An 18344-nucleotide genomic window follows, 5' to 3' on the forward strand; every position below is an offset into this window, starting at 1 on the left:
GGTAGACTTATCCACAGTTGCTGGTAACAAAATCAGCAATCCGCCCTGGGTCAAATTTCAATCGGCAGGGTGGGTCAATTTTCCATCAGCGCCAACAGGTGTTCTGGTCAGTGCCACGCAGGATCACGTCGCCGAGGAAGCTGTCGTTGTCGATGCCGTACTTGTCTTTCCAGTAGTCGTACTCAATACCGACATAAAGCTGCTTCTCGCCCCAGTTCATGGCCTTGCCCAGGTCGTATTTAATCTGTGGGTTGAAGTGCAGGTTGGCGTGGTAGCTCTTGTCGTTGTCCACCACCCAGTCCATGAAACCGTCAATCACGATGTCGGATTTGCCAACAGGGATGGTGTAGCTCCACACCGGGGTGATTTGCCATACGCCGCTGCCGTCACGGCTGCCATCGGTTTCGCGGTGGTAGAAGTTCAGCGAGAAGTAGTCAAAGCCGGGGATCGCTAGGTCGAAGCCGGGGCCGATCAGGTAAGACTCGACATCGTCTTCGCCAAATTCATAGGTGGTGGCCAGCAACACGTCTTTGATCGGGCCCAGTTCCAGTTTGGTGTCGAACAGCTTGCCGAACGACAGGCGCGGTGAAAACTCGCCGTAGAAAGTGTGGCCATCGCCAGCGCCGTTGGTGGCGTCAGTGTTGTATTTGATGGTGTCGACGAAGAAGAACAGGTCACCGAAGTTCCAGCCGCTGGCGTGTTCGAAGGTGATGGTCTGCTGGATTTCCGGGTCAATCGTGTAGTCCTGGCCATACAGGTAGCTCAGGCTGTTGTTCTGCCAGTGCAGCAGGTCGCCTGCCACCGCCTGGCTGCCTGCCAGCAGACCGGCGGTCAAGGCCAGAGAGGAAAAAGTACGCTTCATCGAGTGGTGCTCCCCATAAGTGCTGAATGTTTTTTAAACCTGTCTAAAAGGTCAGGCTGCTGGTGCATCAGCAAAAACAAGGCCAAGTCTTGTTTATGTCGCCATCCAGCGCGCCGCCTGGCTTTCGCCCCCATAGCGGCCGCGCACTTTAGTGATTTTTACGGGGATGTAAATGCTGCGCTTGCACTATTAACTGACCGCCTGGACAGATTCAGCATTAAGTTGGTGCGTGCTCCTTATTGCGCACCCCGTCGGCTGCTCTGCCTTACAGAGTCAGCTGTGCTTGACTAGAAGACTAAGAGTGCAACCGGCCTTCTTGTTGGGTTGTACCTGTCGTCGGATCGCTGATTTTTTTAAAACACTTGTTTTAAGCGGCTTTGTTAATGGTGCCTTGGCGAGTTGCCAGCAGCCTTTAATCTTGCTGGGTTCTCGCTTTGCTAGCAGTGGTTGTAGCGGTTTGCTCTGCTTGGTTGCACCTAGTTGCACCCAATGCCTAGACAGGTTTAATCTCTCGCCAGATTTTTTAACCGTGATGCGTGGCGATCACCCCGTTGGGGCGATGTTCAGCTTTGCTCCCGACGTTTTAGCCGTGCACCCGCCCACAACAGGATTAACCAATGGCCACCACCACCCTTGGCGTTAAGCTCGATGATGCAACCCGTGATCGCCTCAAACAGGCTGCGCAGTCGATTGACCGCACGCCGCATTGGTTGATCAAGCAGGCGATCTTCAATTACCTGGAGCAGATTGAGGGTGGTCTGACTCTGGCCGAGCATTCCGGTCTGGCCGCAGTGGCGGGTGAAGAAACGGTGGAAAACCTCAGCGAGCAAGGTCTGCAGGTATTCCTCGATTTCGCTGAAAGCATCCTCCCGCAATCAGTGCTGCGCGCAGCCATTACCGGAGCCTATCGTCGTCCGGAAACCGAAGCCGTGCCGATGCTGCTGGAGCAGGCGCGTCTGCCCAAAGACATGGCTGAAGCGAGCAACACGCTGGCCATGAGCATTGCCGAGAAGCTGCGTAACCAGAAGAACGCCGGTGGCCGTCAGGGCTTGGTGCAGGGTTTGTTGCAGGAGTTCTCGTTGTCGTCGCAGGAAGGTGTGGCGCTGATGTGCCTGGCCGAAGCGCTGCTGCGTATTCCCGACAAGGCCACCCGTGATGCGCTGATCCGCGACAAGATCAGCAACGGCAACTGGGGGCAGCATCTGGGCAACAGCCCGTCGATGTTCGTCAACGCCGCGAGCTGGGGCTTGCTGATCACCGGCAAACTGGTGGCCACGCACAACGAAGCCGGTTTGATGACCTCACTCAACCGCATCATCGGCAAGGGCGGTGAGCCGTTGATCCGCAAGGGCGTGGATATGTCCATGCGCCTGATGGGCGAGCAGTTCGTTACCGGTGAAACCATCGCCGAAGCCCTGGCCAACGCCACCAATATGGAAAGCAAAGGCTTCCGCTATTCCTACGACATGCTCGGTGAAGCTGCGCTGACCGAGGAAGACGCCAAACGCTACCTGGCGTCCTACGAGCAGGCCATTCATGCCATCGGCAAAGCCTCGCACGGCCGTGGCATTTACGAAGGCCCGGGCATTTCGATCAAGCTGTCGGCGCTGCACCCGCGCTACAGCCGCGCGCAGTACGACCGGGTGATGGATGAGCTGTACCCGATCCTGCTGGGCCTGACCAAGCTGGCCAAGCAGTACGACATCGGCCTGAACATCGACGCCGAAGAAGCTGATCGCCTGGAAATCTCACTCGATCTGCTGGAGCGCCTGTGCTTCGACCCGGTCCTGATCGGCTGGAACGGTATCGGCTTTGTGATTCAGGCGTATCAAAAGCGCTGCCCATACGTGATCGATTACGTCATCGACCTGGCCAAGCGCAGCCGTCACCGCTTGATGATTCGCCTGGTAAAAGGCGCGTACTGGGACAGCGAAATCAAACGCGCCCAAGTTGAAGGCTTGGAAGGCTATCCGGTGTACACGCGCAAGCCGTATACCGACGTCTCCTATATCGCCTGTGCACGCAAATTGCTGGCCGTACCGGAAGCGGTCTACCCGCAGTTCGCCACGCACAACGCCCATTCGCTGTCGGCCATTTATCAACTGGCCGGGCAGAACTATTACCCCGGTCAGTACGAATTCCAGTGCCTGCATGGCATGGGTGAGCCGCTGTATGAGCAAGTGGTTGGCACGGTGGCCGAAGGCAAGCTGAACCGGCCATGCCGTATTTATGCCCCGGTCGGCAGCCATGAAACTCTACTGGCCTACCTGGTGCGTCGCCTGTTGGAAAACGGTGCGAACACCAGCTTCGTCAACCGCATTGCCGACCACAGCATCTCGATCAAAGAGCTGGTACTCGACCCCGTGCAGCAGGTCGAGCAGATGGCCACGCAGGAGGGCGGTATTGGTCTGCCGCACCCGCGCATTGCCCTGCCGCGTGCCTTGTATGGTGACGCGCGCTTGAACTCTGAAGGCATCGACTTGGCCAACGAACACCGCCTGGGCTCGTTGTCTTCGGCGCTGCTGAGCAGCAGCAACGCGGTCTACATCGCTGGCCCGATGCTTGGCTGCGAGAGCGCCGCATTGGCTGAAGCGCAGCCGGTGCGCAACCCGGCCGATCACCGCGACATCGTCGGCCATGTGCATGAGGCCAGCGTGCAGGATGTTACTGATGCCGTGCTCTGCGCCGTTTCCAGCGGGCAGATCTGGCAGTCGACCCTGCCGGCTGAGCGCGCCGCTGTGCTGGATCGCGCCGCCGATCAGATGGAAGCGCAGATGCAGCAACTGATGGGTCTGCTGGTGCGCGAGTCCGGTAAGACCTTCGCCAACGCCATCGCCGAAGTGCGTGAAGCCGTGGACTTCTTGCGCTACTACGCGGCGCAGGCGCGCAATCATTTCAGCAACGACACCCACCGTCCGTTGGGTCCGGTGGTGTGCATCAGCCCGTGGAACTTCCCGCTGGCGATTTTCAGCGGTCAGGTCGCTGCTGCGCTGGCCGCCGGTAACACCGTGCTGGCCAAACCCGCCGAGCAAACCCCGCTGATCGCCGCGCAAGCCGTGCGCATCCTGCTGGATGCCGGTGTGCCGAGCGGCGCGGTGCAACTGCTGCCGGGTCGTGGTGAAACCGTCGGTGCCGGGTTGATCGGCAACGAGCGGGTGCGTGGCGTGATGTTCACCGGCTCCACCGAAGTGGCGGGCATCATCCAGCGCAACCTCGCCGGTCGCCTGGATGCGCAAGGCCGCACCATTCCGCTGATCGCCGAGACGGGCGGCCTCAACAGCATGATCGTTGATTCCTCTGCGCTCACCGAGCAGGTGGTGGTCGATGTGGTGGCGTCCGCTTTCGACAGTGCTGGCCAGCGTTGCTCGGCCCTGCGTGTGCTCTGTGTGCAGGAAGACGTGGCTGATCGGGTGATCAACATGCTCAAAGGCGCCATGGCCGAATACAGCCTGGGCAACCCGGAGCGCCTGAGCACCGACATTGGCCCGGTGATCGACGCAGAAGCCAAGGGCAATATCGACCAGCACATCGAGAAGATGCGCGAAAAAGGCCGCAAAGTGTTCCAGTTGGCGCGCGTTAACGGTGACGACATCAAGCGCGGCACTTTTGTGTTGCCGACACTGATTGAGTTGGACAGCTTTACTGAGTTGCAACGCGAAATCTTCGGCCCGGTGCTGCACGTGGTGCGTTATGCGCGTGCTGATTTGGGCAAGCTGCTGCAGCAGATCAACGACAGCGGCTACGGCCTGACCCTCGGCGTGCACACGCGTATCGACGAGACCATTGCTCAAGTGGTCAACAGTGCCAAGGTCGGCAACCTGTATGTGAACCGCAACATGGTCGGTGCGGTGGTTGGCGTGCAGCCATTCGGCGGTGAAGGCCTATCCGGCACCGGCCCGAAAGCCGGTGGCCCGCTGTACATGTACCGCCTGCTGGCAACCCGTCCGCAGGATGCCGTGGCCAAGCAATTGCAGCAGGAGAAGGGCGAGATTCAGCGTCCGGCAGAGCAGGCCAAGGTGATCGCGGCGTTGCAGGAGTGGGCGACTAAACATGAGCCGAGCCTGAGTGCACTCAGTGCGCAGTTCGTTGAGTTGGCGCAAAGCGGCACCGTACAAATGCTCAATGGCCCGACCGGCGAGCGCAACAGCTACAGCCTGCTGCCGCGCGAGCATGTGCTGTGCCTGGCCGCTGAACGCAGTGACTTGCTGACACAATTGGCGGCGGCCCTGGCCGTGGGTTGCCAGGTATTGTGGCAAGAAGGCGAGCTGACGCGCGCGCTGTTGGCCGAGTTGCCCAAAGTGGTGCAGCAACGCATCACTCTGTTGGCGCAGTGGGTCGACAGTGAAGTCGCCTTCGACGCCATCCTGCACCACGGTGACTCCGACGAGTTGCGTGCGGTCTGTGAACAGGCGGCAACGCGCTCCGGCGCGATCATCAGCGTGCATGGTTTGCACAAAGGTGAAACGGATATCCCGCTGGAGCGCCTGCTGATCGAACACGCACTGAGCATCAACACCGCAGCAGCCGGCGGCAACGCCAGCCTGATGACCATCGGCTAATCGGTTCTGCGAGCATCCTGCCCCACTGGTTTGCCCGGTGGGGCAGTTGGCAACACCGGCTTACCGCCATCCCCAGGTGCTTCGGCCCCTGATGCTGCATACGGCTCCGGCTGTTACGCAGCGCCCAGCGCACAACCGGTAACGGTGGGTTACCCGCCCGGTGCAGTGGGTTTTCTCCTCTCAGGCATTTCGATGCATAGCACCGGCTTACCCAGCGGGTGTTGCAACGCAGCAATCAGCGTCGTTGCGCATCGAAGGCCGCTTTTCTTCTCTTAATCAATCGTGCATCACGCCTAAAAGGCTTTTGCGTGGCCGCTGTTTGCGTGAAGCAAATGCGTGATCGCCTAATGCGCGTGGCTGTGCCAGTATACCCCCGTGGGTATATTTGATTAAGGCGAGGTAGACGATGCGATTGCTAACAGCGGTGTTGATTAGTGGCCTGAGTGTGAGCGCACAGGCCGACAATGTGCAGGCGCTATCCGCCGAAGGCTTGGCGCTGATTCCGGCTTTTCAGCAGCAGCTGATGGGCACGGTCAAAGCGGCAATGAGCAGTGGCGGCGCGGCGCACGCGGTAGAGGCTTGTCAGCTGTCTGCCCCGCAAATTGCCAGCGAGCACAGCCAAAAGCCGTGGACGGTGGGGCGCACGGCGCTCAAGGTACGCAACCCGGATAACGCCCCCGATGCTTGGGAGCGTGAAGTGCTGGCCCAGTTTGCCCAGCGTGCGGCGGCCGGTGAGCCGCTAGAGCAGATCAGCCAAAGTGCGGTGGTGGGGGGCGAGGTGCGGGTGATGAAAGCCATCGGTACAGGCGAGCCGTGCCTGGCCTGTCACGGCAAGCAGATTGAGTCAGCGTTGGCGCAGTTGATTGATGTACGCTACCCGCAAGACCAAGCCCGTGGTTTTGCTCAGGGTGAGCTGCGCGGTGCCTTCACATTACGGCGACCTGTAGATTGAACGAATGAATGACCCGCAACGTTTGCAACACCGCGACTCCCTGCTAAAGCGACTGGCCCGCGTCGAAGGGCAGGTGCGTGGTATTCAGGCCATGATCAAGCGCGGCGACGAGTGCGAGGCCGTCGCCCAGCAGTTCAGTGCGGCGCGTAAAGCGCTGGATAAGGCCTATCAGGAAATGCTCATGTGCCTGGCCGAGGACGCGCTCCTAAGCCCTGACCAAAGCCATGAAGCCACCCTGGCGCAGCTCAAAACCATCTTCACCAAGTACACCTGATTCGCGCGCCTCACCGCGCGCCCTCTGTTGCCAATCGTTTCAGCACGCGACCGCGCTTATGCCGCAGGGCCTTGCTGTGGGCGTCATTCAGGCCAGCGATGGCTGCTGCGGGCGTGTGGTGCGGCAATACACCCCATACCCCCCAGGGTTCAAAAGCATAGACTTTGTCTGGCCTGCAATGCCTTGCGGCTGCTTGCCTGGTTTGTTCAGTCAGTTCCACACACAGGATCGACTCAGATGGAATTAGACCCGCTTTTCCTCTCGCGACTGCAGTTTGCTTTTGTGGTCTGCTTTCACGCCATTTTCCCGGTGTTCACCATCGGCCTGGCTTCTTTTATCGCTTTTCTGGAGGGCATGTCCTTCCGCACCGCTGATCCGGTCTGGGCGCGCCTGTCGAAGTTCTGGACCCAGGTGTTTGCCGTGGTCTTTGGCATGGGCGTGGTGTCGGGCATCGTCATGGCCTTTCAGTTCGGCACCAACTGGAGCAACTTCTCCTACGCGGCGTCGAACTTCCTTGGCCCGGTGCTGAGCTATGAAGTGATCACGGCGTTCTTCCTCGAAGCCGCGTTCCTCGGCGTGCTGCTGTTTGGCCGCGACAAGGTGCCGCCGGGCGTGCACCTGTTTGCCGCGTGCATGGTGGCGCTGGGCACCTTTATCTCCTCGTTCTGGATTCTCTCGGCCAACAGCTGGATGCAAACGCCGGTCGGCACCGAACTGCGTGACGGCATGATCCATGTCGTGTCTTGGTCGCAGGCGTTGTTCAGCCCGTCGTTTTTCTACCGCTTTATGCATATGGGCCTGGCCTCGTTCCTCACCGGTGCCTTTGTGGTGGCGGGCGTTAGCGCCTGGTACTTGCTGCGCAAGCGTGAGGTAGAAGTGAACCGCAAAGCGCTGTCGGTCAGCCTGTGGATGATCCTGCTGATCGCGCCCATTCAGGCCGTGGTGGGTGACTTTCACGGTCTGAACACCCTTAAGCATCAGCCGATCAAAGTGGCGGCGATGGAAGGCAATTGGGAGCGTGGTACGGGTGTGCCGCTGCTGTTGTTTGCCTGGCCGGATCAGGAGGCGCAAACCAACCATTTTGAAATCGGCATCCCGAAACTGGCCAGCTTTATCCTGACTCACGACTGGAACGGCGAACTGCCAGGCATCACGGACGTGGCCTACGAGAAGCAACCGCCCGTGTGGCTGGTGTTCTGGGCGTTCCGGGTGATGGTCGGCATTGGCCTGGTGATGATCGCCTTCGGTCTGACTGGCCTGGTGCTGCGCCGTGGCGGTCGTTACTGGCAAACGCCGTGGTTCCTCAATGGCTTGCGATGGATGAGCTTCATGCCGTTTCTGGCGGTGCTCGCCGGTTGGGTGGTGACGGAAGCTGGTCGCGCGCCGTGGCTGATTTACGGGGTGATGACCCATGCGCAAGGGCTGACACCGTCGCTGACGGGCGGCATGGCCTTGTTCACCTTGATTGGCTACATCGTGGTCTACGCGATGGTCTTTAGCGCCGGCTTGTATTACCTGTTCCGCGTGCTGCAAGCGGGCCTGGAAGAAGACCTCAGCGCAGAAGACACCCATGAAGTGGAGCGGGCCTCGCGTCCGTTGTCGGCAACCCATGTACGCCTGGAACAGGGGGGACACTGAAATGGTGCCTTTTGACCTCACAATGATTTGGGCGGTAATCATCGCCTTCGGCATCATCATGTACGTGCTGATGGACGGCTTTGACCTGGGCGTGGGGATTCTCTTCCCCTTCGCCCCGGACGAGCAGGCCCGCGATGTGATGATGAACTCGGTGGCACCGGTCTGGGACGGTAACGAAACCTGGCTGGTGCTCGGTGGCGCGGGCCTACTGGCGGCTTTTCCGCTGGTGTACTCGGTGTTGCTGCCGGCCATGTATATCGGTGTGTTTTTGCTGCTGGCGGGTTTGATCTTCCGTGGCGTGGCGTTTGAGTTTCGCTTCAAGGCCAACACCTCGCGCTACCTGTGGAACTGGGCCTTTGCCGGTGGTTCGATTGTCGCCTCGTTCGCCCAGGGCGCAGTGGTGGGGGCCTACATTCAGGGCTTCAACACCGAAGGGCTGGTGTATGTTGGCGGTGCGCTGGATTGGCTAACGCCGTTCACCGTGCTCACCGGCATCGGCCTGCTGGCCGGTTATGCCTTGCTCGGCTGCACCTGGTTGATCATGAAATCCGAAGGCTACATTCAGGACTGGGCCTACAGCCTGGCCCCGAAACTGCTGGCCGCCGTGCTGCTGGTGTTTGTTGCCATCAGCATCTGGACACCCTGGGTTGATCCCACGGCCTATGCGCGCTGGTTCTCGGCCATCGGCTTGATCTGGATCTTTCCGGTGATGGCGGGTTTGTGTGCCCTGCAGATTTTCCGCAGCCTGCGCAAACGCCGTGAGGCCATGCCGTTTATTGCCACCATGGCTTTGTTCATCTTCACCTATCTGGGGCTGCTGGTGACCAAATGGCCGTACATCATTCCGCCTAACCACACCATCTGGGACGCCGCCTCAGCCCCTGAGTCGCAGTTGTTCCTGCTGCTGGGCCTGTTGTTCGTCATCCCGATTGTGCTGACCTACACCGCCTGGACCTACTGGGTGTTCCGCGGCAAGGTGAAAGCAGGTGTCGGCTATCACTGATATAACCCGCCAACAGCGCAGCCGCCACTGGCTGGCTCGCCAGCAACTGGCCGTGCGCCCGCTGCTGCGCGGCGCAGTGGCGGCCGGCGTGCTCGGCGGCGTGGCGATTGCGGCGCAAATGGGCCTGATGGCCTGGCTGGTGCACGCCTTGCTGATCGACGACGCTCCGGCGCTGAGCCTGTGGTCGGTGATGGCGGCCTTGTTGGTGGCCGTACTGTTGCGTGTGCTGGCGGCGGCCGTGCAGGAACGACTGGGTCAACTGGCCAGCGCCAAGGTACGCCAGCAAGTGCGGGTGGAATTGAGCGCCTTGTGGGCCCGGCTTGGGCCGGTGCGTTTGGCCGCACTGCCCAGTGCCAGCCTGACCAACCAATGGGTTGAGCAAGTCGACGCCCTCGACGGCTATTACGCCCGTTACCTGCCGCAGCAATGGCTAGCCGTACTGGTGCCGTTGATGCTGGTTGCGCTGGTGGTCTGGTTGGATTGGCTGGCGGCGCTGTTCCTCTTGCTGGCCGCGCCGCTTATTCCGTTGTTTATGGCCCTGGTCGGCATGCATGCCGAGCGTATCAGCCAGCGCCATGTGCTGCAGGCCGGGCGCATGGCCGGGCAGTTTCTCGACCGCGTGCGCAACCTCACCAGCCTGCAGTTGTTTGGTCAGGTCGGGCGCTCCATCGCGCGTATTGAGCAGGCCACGCAGGCTTATCGCCGCGTCACCATGGCCACGCTGAAAGTGGCGTTTTTATCCTCGGCGGTGCTGGAGTTTTTCGCCTCGGTGGCGATTGCCGTGGTGGCCATGTACATCGGCTTTGGTCTGTTGGGTTATATCGACTACGGCCCCTCGCCTGAGCTGAGCCTGTTCAGCGGGCTGTTTATTCTGCTGCTCGCACCAGAGTTCTTTCAGCCGCTGCGCAGCCTCGCGCAGCACTATCACGACCGAGCGGCGGCGCTGGCGGCCGCCGATGCGCTGGCCGAACTGGAGGCGCTGGACAGCCTGCCTGCTGCGCCGCAAGACCTGTCGAATAACGCGGCAGAGGATGGCATTCAGCTGCGCGATGTGCACCTGAGCTATGCCGGGCGCGGCGAGATTCTGCGTGGGGTGAACCTGCACATTCACGCGGGCGAGGTGCTGGCGCTGGTGGGGCCATCCGGCTCGGGCAAGTCGAGCCTGTTGCATGGCCTGGCCGGTTTTATCCAGCCACAGGCGGGAACGATCCGCCTGTTTGGTCAGCCGCCCGGTCAGCAGTCCGTGGCCTGGATGGGCCAGCGAGCGTTTCTGATCAAAGGCAGTTGGGCCGACAACCTGCGCTTAACCGCACCCGAAGCCACGCCGGCCGCCATGCAGCAGGCGCTGGCGGCGGTGGGCTTGAGCGCGTTGTTGGCCGCTCAGCCGCAAGGCCTCGACAGCCCGTTGGGTGAGGGCGGGCGCGGGCTGTCCGGTGGGCAGGCGCAACGGCTGGCGTTGGCGCGTGTGTGGCTGAGTAACGCGCAGCTGGTGCTGCTGGATGAACCCACTGCCAGCCTCGATGAACAGAGCGAGGTCGAGGTGATCGACGCCCTGCAGACTTTGGCCAGCAGCGGGCGCACGCTGATTGTCGCTACCCATCATCCTGCTTTGATGCAGATGGCCAACCGCGTGGTGCGCCTGCATGAAGGGAGGTTGCTCGATGCATGAGCTGAGCCCCTGGCTACGTGACATGCGCCACTGGCGCGGTCGGTTGTGCGTTGGCGCACTGCTGATGCTGCTTACGGTGCTCAGTGCCATCGGCCTGCTGGCGTTATCCGGCTGGTTTATCACCGCCACGGGCGTCACCGCGTTGCTCTGGGCCGCGGGCAACCGGGTGTTTTTCGATATTTATGTGCCGGGCAGCGGCATCCGCTTTTTTGCCCTGGCACGCACGGTGGCGCGTTACACCGAGCGTGTGTTCAACCACAACACGGTGCTCGGTTTGCTCGCCGATTTGCGCGTGCGCCACTTCAGCGCCTTGGCACAACTCGACGGCGCGACACTGGGCCGGCTGCGCGCGGCGCAATGGCTCAACCGCCTGACCGCCGACATTGATGCCCTCGACACGCTCTACCTGCGCTTGCTGGCACCGCCCGCTGTGGCCTTGCTGGCCATCCTACTGGTGTGTGGGCTGGTGGCGCTGTTCCAGCCGTGGCTGGCGTTGCTGTTGTTGCTGTTGTTGCTGGCGCTGTTGCTGCTGGTGACGGTGGGCATGGCCCGCGCCGGTCTGCACCTGAGCGCCCAACGCGTAGAGCAGCTGGATGGTTTGCGCGTGCAGTGCATCGAGCAGTTGCAGGGTTTGGCCGAGTTGACCGCCGCCGGCAGTCTTGGCCTGCATCAACAGGCCTTACTGGCGCGCAGTGAGCAACTGATCAAGGATCAACTGGCGTTGCAGGGGCGGGTGGTGCTGGGGCAAGCCTTGAGCCTGTTTGGCGTGCTGGGCGCGAGTTTGCTGGGCCTGTTTGCCGGGGTGATCGCCTATGAGCAAGGGCTGCTCAGCGGGCCGCTGATGGTGATGATTGCCCTGGCGCTGATGGGCCTCAATGAAGCCTTTTCCGCCTTGCCAGCGGCGTTCGCGCAATGGGGCGCTACCTGCGCGGCGGCGGCGCGGCTCAACCAACAAGTGGCCATGAGCGGACGCTTGCCCCACGCCGCCAGCCCGCTTGCCGTACCGGCCAACTTAAGCTTGAGCTGGCAGGATGTGGCGGTGACCCATGCCGGTTTGAGTGGCGTGCAGTTGCAGCTTGCCGCTGGAGAACGGCTGGCGCTGGTTGGGCCTTCTGGGTGCGGTAAATCCACCCTGGCGGCGCTGGCCGCACGTTTGCTCGACCCGGATGCCGGTGCGGTGTATGTGGCAGGCGTACCGTTGACGGCATTGGATCTGGACACTTGGCGCGGACACATCGCCTACCTGACCCAGGAAACCGAACTGCTCCACGGCAGCATCGCCGACAACCTGCTGCTCGGCCGTCCGGACGCCAGCGATACGCAGCTCTGGTGGGCGTTGGACATGGTTGATCTGGCCGACACCGTGGAAGGCACCGCCAACGGCCTGAACACCTGGGTCGGTGAAACCGGCAAACAGCTTTCCGGCGGTGAAGGCCGCCGCCTGGCGCTGGCGCGGGTGCTGCTGCGCGATGCCCCGTTGGTGATTCTCGATGAGCCCTTTTCCGGGCTGGATGAGGCCACGCGTGAGCGTATCAAGCCGCGCATCAACACTTGGTTGCAGGGCCGCAGCGCACTGCTGTTGGGTCACAGTGAGGCGGCGTTGCCACAGGCCGATCGGCTGTTGAGCTGGCAGCAACTGCCGCGTGCGTAACGCCGCAGTAGGTTGGTGTTGAGCGCAGCGAAGCCCAACGGGTTGTCGCGTGATTCGTTGGGCTTCACCGCTGCGCGTCTCAACCCAACCTACGGATGCTGCCGCTGTACGTTGGGTGTGTGGTTGTTAAGGGTCAATCAAACGCGGGCAATTGCGCGGTTTGCACCGGCTTGCCGGCGGCGTGCCAGGCGTCATAGCCGCCGGCAATCGACAGTACGTGGCTATAGCCCATGTCCTGCAGCGCGCAGGCCGCGAGGGCCGAGCGGCCGCTGTTTTTGCAATACAGCACCAAGTTGAGGTCACGTCGCGTCAGGGTCGGATCATTGCTGAGTTTGAACTCCAGCAGGCCGCGGGGAATGTTGACCGCGCCCGGAATGTGCCCGGCCTGATACTCGTCTGCTTCACGTACATCAATCAACACGTCGGCCGTGCGGATGGCGGCATCGGCGGCGTGCAGGTCGACTTCGTCGATGCGTGTCTTGGCGTCGCTGACCAGATCGTGGGCGCTTTTCATCAGGGCTTCCTGTCGGCAATGGGTGAGGGTGCTGTGGTCTGCGGGGCGAGGGTTTTCAACGCGTCGAACTGGCTGATAAACACCTGCCCGGCAAAGGTGTCGAGGAAGCTGGAGCGGCGCAGTTGATCCATCACCGGGCCTTTGACTTCCGACAGGTGCAACTGCACGCCAGCGGTTTGCAGGCGCTCGACGATGGCTTCCAGCGAATCCAGCGCGCTGGCGTCGATCAGGTTGACGCCTGAACACATCAACACCAGATGGCGCACCTCAGGCCTGCTGGCGATCAGCTCGCTGATGCGGTCTTCGAGGTAGCGCGCGTTGGGGAAATACAGACTTTCATCGACGCGCAGCGAGAGCACGCTGGGCGACTCGATCACCGCGAAACGCTCGACGTTGCGAAAGTGTTCGCTGCCCGGCACCTGGCCCACCACGGCAATATGCGGCTGGCTGGTGCGCCAGAGAAACAGCAGCAGCGACAGGCCGACACCGAGCAGAATGCCAGCCTCGACGCCAATCAGCAGCACGCCGAGCAGGGTCGCCACCTGCGCGGCCCCGTCTTGGCGCGAGTAACGCCAGGTGCGGCGCAGCGAGCCGAGGTCGACCAGGCTCAACACCGCCACCATGATGGTCGCCGCCAGCACGGCATGCGGCAGGTTGTGCAGCAGCGGCGTTAGCAGCAATACGCTGAGGGCGATGCCGGCGGCGGTGAACACACCGGCCATGGGGGTTTGTGCGCCAGCCTCGTAGTTGACCACCGAGCGGGCGAAACCGCCGGTCACCGGGAAACCGCCGCTGAAGGCGGAAGCCAGGTTGGCCGAGCCGAGGCCGAGCAGCTCGTTATTGGGTTGGATGCGTTGGCGGCGTTTGGCAGCGAGAGTCTGCCCGACGGACACCGATTCGACAAAGCCCACCAGGCTGATCAGCAGCGCGGCGGGCAGCAGTTGCAGGGCCAGGTCGAGGTTCAGGGTGGGCAGGGTCAGGCCCGGCAAACCTTGCGGGATGGCGCCCACCACCTTCACGCCAGCCTGATCGAGTTGCAGCGCGCTCACCGCCACAATCGCGGCAATAATCGCCAGCACCGGGCCGGCCTTGGCCAGGTTCGCGGCTGTTGCAGCAGGCACACCTATGCGTTGCAGTGCGCCCTTCAAATGCGCTCGCGCCCACCACAGCCAGGTCAGGCTCAGCAGACCGATCAGCAGCGTCGGCCCGTGCAGGGCGGGCAGGCCCAGCCAGAGTTGCGGGATCAGGTGCAGCAGGTTTTCGCCCGAGGCCGAAATGCCCAGCAGATGCTTGAACTGACCGATGGCGATCAGAATGCCCGAGGCACTGATAAAGCCAGACACCACCGGATGGCTGAGAAAATTGGCGAGAAAGCCCAGGCGCAGCACCGCCATGGCGCTGAGCAACAGCCCGGAGAGCAAGGCCAGCAGCATGGCTGCGCCGATGTATTCGGCACTGCCCGCCGGGAACAGCGGCTGCAACGCGGCGGCGGTCATCAGTGACACCACCGCCACCGGCCCCACCGCCAGCGTGCGGCTGGAACCAAACAGGGCATAGGCCAGCAGTGGCAAGATGCTCGCGTACAACCCCATCACCGGCGGCAGCCCGGCGAGCATGGCGTAGGCCAGGCTCTGTGGGATCAGCATCAGTGTGACGATCAGCGCGGCCAAACCATCCTGGCTGGCGTGATGGCGGCTGTAGTGTCGGCCCCAGTCGAGGCAGGGCAGCCAGCGGCTCAGCTTCATGCTGTGCACGCCTGGGCGCTGTAGCGGGTTGTTGCCATGGGCCGTTCCTCAGAGCACGTCGAGGGGGATTTTCAGGTAGCGGGTGCCGTTGTCTTCGGCAGGCGGCAGTTGCCCGGCGCGCATGTTCACCTGCACCGACGGCAGAATCAGCAGCGGCATGCCAAGGGTGGCGTCGCGAGCGCTGCGCATGGCGACAAAATCGGCCTCGCTGATGCCTTCATGCACATGCACGTTCAGCGCGCGTTGCTCCGCCACCGTGGTTTGGTAGCGGAAGTCGTCACGCCCCGGTGCCTTGTAGTCGTGGCACATAAACAGGCGGGTGTCGCCGGGCAGGGCAAACAGCTTGCGGATCGACTGAAACAGCGTGCGCGCATCGCCGCCGGGGAAGTCGCAACGCGCAGTGCCGTAGTCCGGCATAAACAGCGTGTCGCCGACAAAGCCGGCATCGCCAACCACATAGGTCATGCACGCCGGGGTGTGGCCGGGTGTATGGATGGCGCGAGCCTGCAGGTTGCCGATCGCAAAGGTATCGCCATCCTTGAACAGATGATCGAACTGACGGCCATCGGTGGCGAACTCGCTGCCAGCATTGAACAGCTTGCCGAAGGTGTTTTGCACGGTGGTGATGTGCTCGCCGATGGCCAGTTGGCCGCCCAACTCACGCTGCAAATAGGGCGCAGCCGAGAGGTGGTCGGCGTGTACGTGGGTTTCCAGCAGCCAATCCACCTGCAGCTTGTGCGTCTTGACGTAGTCGATCAGCCGGTCGGCGCTGGTGTACGAGGTGCGCCCGGAGGCGGGGTCGTAATCCAGCACCGAGTCGATGATGGCGCAGCGCTGGGTGCTGGCATCGCTCACCACATAGCTGTAGGTGAAGGTGGCGGGATCAAAGAATGCTTCTACATGGGGCTGCATGGCGATTGTCCTTCCCCTATACCCTAAGGAGTATTTAATTAAGGATTAGCTTAACTATTTTTCAGTTCTATATATAGATTTAAAAGGAATATGAGGTGGGTGCCTTGTTCAGTCATGCCATATGCCGTTGTAAGTCGCTGAAAAGCCGATAGTTCGGACCATAGCTCCAAGCCAATAAAAAGGCGCACACCCTAGCTGGGGCTGGCTTGCCGGTGTGTTCAGGGTTCGGTGCAGGGCTGAATGGTAGTGATTGTTATGATATAACGTGCCGCATTCGCGGCGATCGGCCCTGTACGGCTGTCGCTGAGCCCCTCGGCAGCGATTCCAAACGCTGCGTTTTTGCCTCCAGCACGTTCAAGGACACCCATGAAAAACCAGCCAATTGCGCTCTCGCTGATTGCCTTGCTCAGCAGTGGCGGTGTATTCGCCGCCTCAGCCGGCGATTCCACCATTACCTTGGGTTCACAGTATGTGAAAGCCAAATCCAGCGAGGTGAAAAAGACCGGCACTCGCGTGCTGACCTCCGTGGATGTGCTCGGTGGCGAGATGGTTGAAGATAAAAATGTGATGAACAGTTGGGAGCTGCTGGGGCAGATGCCCGGCATCCAACTGACCGAAACCCGCCAGGGCGCGGAGTCCGGCAAGGCGACCTTTCGTGCCTTTAACGGCGAGGGTTACATCAACGGCATCAAGACCCTGATCGATGGAGTGCCGAGCAACGTCAACAGTGGCAACCAGCGCTTTATCGACATGGTGTTCCCGCTGGATATCGAACACATCGAAGTGGTGCGCGGCACCAATGACCCGCGCTATGGGCTGCACAACATTGGCGGCAACATCAACTTCGTGACCCGCCAAGGCGGCAACTACAGCGACGGTCGCCTGACTTACGGCAGCTTCAACACCCGTGAGTTGCAAGTGGCCGTGGGCCGCGAGTCGGGGAACTTCGCGCAGAACTATTTCTTCGCCAAGCAAGATACCGACGGCCACCGCGACCACAGCCAGTCGGAAAAATATTCCATCGGCGGCAAGTGGTTCTTTACCGATGACGCCGAGTTGCTGAAGGTCGGTCTGGTCACCCGGATCTATCAGCATGAGGCCGAAGAGTCGGGATTTCAGACCAAGGCCGAACTGGCGGCCGACCGCAGCGATTCAGCCGCCAAAAACGCCAACGACGGCGATGACCGCGACATGCAGCAAGTGGCCGTGCACCTCGATTGGCAACTGCGCAATGACCTGGCGCTGAGCAGCACGCTCTACCACAACCGCTACGACGATGACCGCAAAGTGACCTTCACCAGCTATGCGGTTGGCAACGCGCCGCGTCAGCGCCGTCAGTGGAAGGAAGACCAGACCGGCATGCTCAACACACTCACTTGGTCGGCCAGCGAGTGGTTGACCCTTGAAGGTGGGGTGAACGCTGAGCAGCAAAACAACGAGTACCGCCGTTACCGCTACAACTTCAGCGTGCCGACCGATTTCTCGGCACCGCCTGCGCGCATTCAGAACGACGATCACTATGAGTTGGATAACCTCGGCGCATTTGTGCAGGCGGTGATCGAACCGACCGATTCGCTGAAAATTATCCCCGCCTACCGGGTCGACAAGTTCTCCGGCCAAACCCAGTTGCCGGGCAATGTTGAGGCTGACTTGCAGGATTACGGCTGGATCGAACAACCCAAACTCAGCGTGATGTACAGCCTGACGCCAGCGGTCAATCTGTACGCCAACTGGGGCCAGACGTTCCAGGTGCTGACCGGCTCGCGTGCGCCGGCTTACCTGACTGCAGGGCAGGCATCCTTCAAACCGTCGATCAACACCGGCAAGGAAGTGGGCGTGCGTTTTGACCCCTTTGTCGGCACCGAAGCGCGCATTGCCGTTTGGCAGCAGGACGCCACCGATGAAGTGGCCAACATGCCGAGTACCGGTACCACTGTGGGCTTGGGTGAAACCCGTCGCCGTGGGGTGGATTTGCAGGTCAACGCCACCCTCAATGATCAGTGGATGGTCTGGGCCTCGCATTCGATTCAGGAAGCCAAAGTGCTCAGCGCCTTTACGGGCACCGGGCAATCCCTGGCGGGTAAAGAGGTGTTTTCCACGCCACGTTATATCTCCAACCTCGGCGCGCAGTACCAACCGCATCAGGATTGGCAGTTCGGCCTGCAGGCCCGCGCTCAGGGTGATTACTACATCGACGAGTTGAATGCGCAGGGTAAGTACGGCGGCTTTGCCTTGCTCGATGCCAACGTGCGCTACAACCTGTCGGCCACCACCAGCCTGGATCTGCAAGTGAAGAACGTGCTGGATGAGCAGTACGAGTACGTCTGGTACGACAACTTCTTCTGGGGCGGCGACGATCAGCCGATGTTCTCCGCAGCACCGGGCCGCTCGGCTTACCTGTCGGTCAATCTGAAGCTGTAAGGCTGGCGCGACGGCTTAACTGCCACAGCTAAATCGCAGAAAAAACAAGGCTATGTCTGAGTTAACTGTTGCCGCTCGTATAACCCAGCGATTCACTCAGGCAGATCAATGGGTTGAGCTGCGCTTTGTAGCGCTCAAGCAGGC

Annotated in this window: 12 protein-coding genes; 8 read left to right on the top strand and 4 right to left on the bottom strand. The window is 61.3% G+C overall.

Annotated elements, in window-relative coordinates:
• Positions 1 to 85 precede the first annotated feature (85 nt).
• Complete coding sequence (locus AUK77_RS09185) at positions 86 to 862, bottom strand: outer membrane protein OmpK (protein WP_296128589.1); 777 nt, start codon at positions 860 to 862, stop codon at positions 86 to 88.
• 617 nt (positions 863 to 1479) lie between these two features.
• On the opposite strand from AUK77_RS09185, the gene putA reads away from it, so the two are divergent.
• From putA to cydC, 7 genes are all read left to right on the top strand, one after another.
• Positions 1480 to 5421, top strand: a complete 3942-nt coding sequence (gene putA / locus AUK77_RS09190) for a trifunctional transcriptional regulator/proline dehydrogenase/L-glutamate gamma-semialdehyde dehydrogenase (RefSeq protein WP_296128591.1) — start codon at positions 1480 to 1482, stop codon at positions 5419 to 5421.
• Positions 5422 to 5827: 406 nt separating this feature from the next.
• Positions 5828 to 6373 (top strand): DUF3365 domain-containing protein, encoded by a 546-nt coding sequence (locus AUK77_RS09195; RefSeq protein ID WP_296128594.1) that lies wholly within the window; start codon positions 5828 to 5830, stop codon positions 6371 to 6373.
• 4 nt (positions 6374 to 6377) lie between these two features.
• On the top strand, positions 6378 to 6647 hold the full coding sequence (locus AUK77_RS09200; protein WP_296128597.1) for a metal-sensing transcriptional repressor: 270 nt from the start codon (positions 6378 to 6380) through the stop codon (positions 6645 to 6647).
• Positions 6648 to 6884: 237 nt separating this feature from the next.
• Complete coding sequence (locus AUK77_RS09205; protein ID WP_296128602.1) at positions 6885 to 8285, top strand: cytochrome ubiquinol oxidase subunit I; 1401 nt, start codon at positions 6885 to 6887, stop codon at positions 8283 to 8285.
• Positions 8286 to 8289: 4 nt separating this feature from the next.
• Positions 8290 to 9288, top strand: a complete 999-nt coding sequence (gene cydB / locus AUK77_RS09210) for a cytochrome d ubiquinol oxidase subunit II (protein ID WP_296128623.1) — start codon at positions 8290 to 8292, stop codon at positions 9286 to 9288.
• Positions 9272 to 10957, top strand: a complete 1686-nt coding sequence (cydD, locus tag AUK77_RS09215) for a thiol reductant ABC exporter subunit CydD (RefSeq protein ID WP_296128605.1) — start codon at positions 9272 to 9274, stop codon at positions 10955 to 10957. Before cydB ends, cydD begins: the two co-directional genes overlap by 17 nt.
• Entirely contained in the window at positions 10950 to 12608 is a 1659-nt protein-coding gene (cydC, locus tag AUK77_RS09220) for a thiol reductant ABC exporter subunit CydC (RefSeq protein ID WP_296128608.1), read from the top strand. The genes cydD and cydC overlap by 8 nt, the downstream gene beginning before the upstream one ends.
• A 133-nt stretch (positions 12609 to 12741) precedes the next feature.
• On the opposite strand, the gene AUK77_RS09225 is transcribed toward cydC, so the two are convergent.
• From AUK77_RS09225 to AUK77_RS09235, 3 genes are read right to left on the bottom strand one after another with little or no spacing between them, the layout of a single operon-like run.
• Positions 12742 to 13122: a rhodanese-like domain-containing protein gene (locus AUK77_RS09225; RefSeq protein ID WP_296128611.1), complete on the bottom strand. Its 381-nt coding sequence runs from the start codon at positions 13120 to 13122 to the stop codon at positions 12742 to 12744.
• Positions 13122 to 14867 carry a sulfate permease gene (sulP, locus tag AUK77_RS09230; RefSeq protein WP_296128613.1) on the bottom strand — a complete coding sequence of 582 codons (1746 nt, stop codon included), beginning with the start codon at positions 14865 to 14867 and terminating at the stop codon, positions 13122 to 13124. The genes AUK77_RS09225 and sulP overlap by 1 nt, the downstream gene beginning before the upstream one ends.
• A 48-nt stretch (positions 14868 to 14915) precedes the next feature.
• Positions 14916 to 15779: an MBL fold metallo-hydrolase gene (locus tag AUK77_RS09235; RefSeq protein WP_296128616.1), complete on the bottom strand. Its 864-nt coding sequence runs from the start codon at positions 15777 to 15779 to the stop codon at positions 14916 to 14918.
• Positions 15780 to 16145: 366 nt separating this feature from the next.
• On the opposite strand from AUK77_RS09235, the gene AUK77_RS09240 reads away from it, so the two are divergent.
• The gene (locus AUK77_RS09240; protein WP_296128620.1) at positions 16146 to 18200 is read left to right on the top strand and encodes a TonB-dependent receptor; all 2055 of its coding nucleotides are present in this window, start codon (positions 16146 to 16148) and stop codon (positions 18198 to 18200) included.
• Positions 18201 to 18344 lie beyond the last annotated feature (144 nt).

The sequence above is a fragment of the Pseudomonas sp. Ga0074129 genome, assembly GCA_001465025.1.
Classification (GTDB): Bacteria; Pseudomonadota; Gammaproteobacteria; order Pseudomonadales; family Pseudomonadaceae; genus Aquipseudomonas.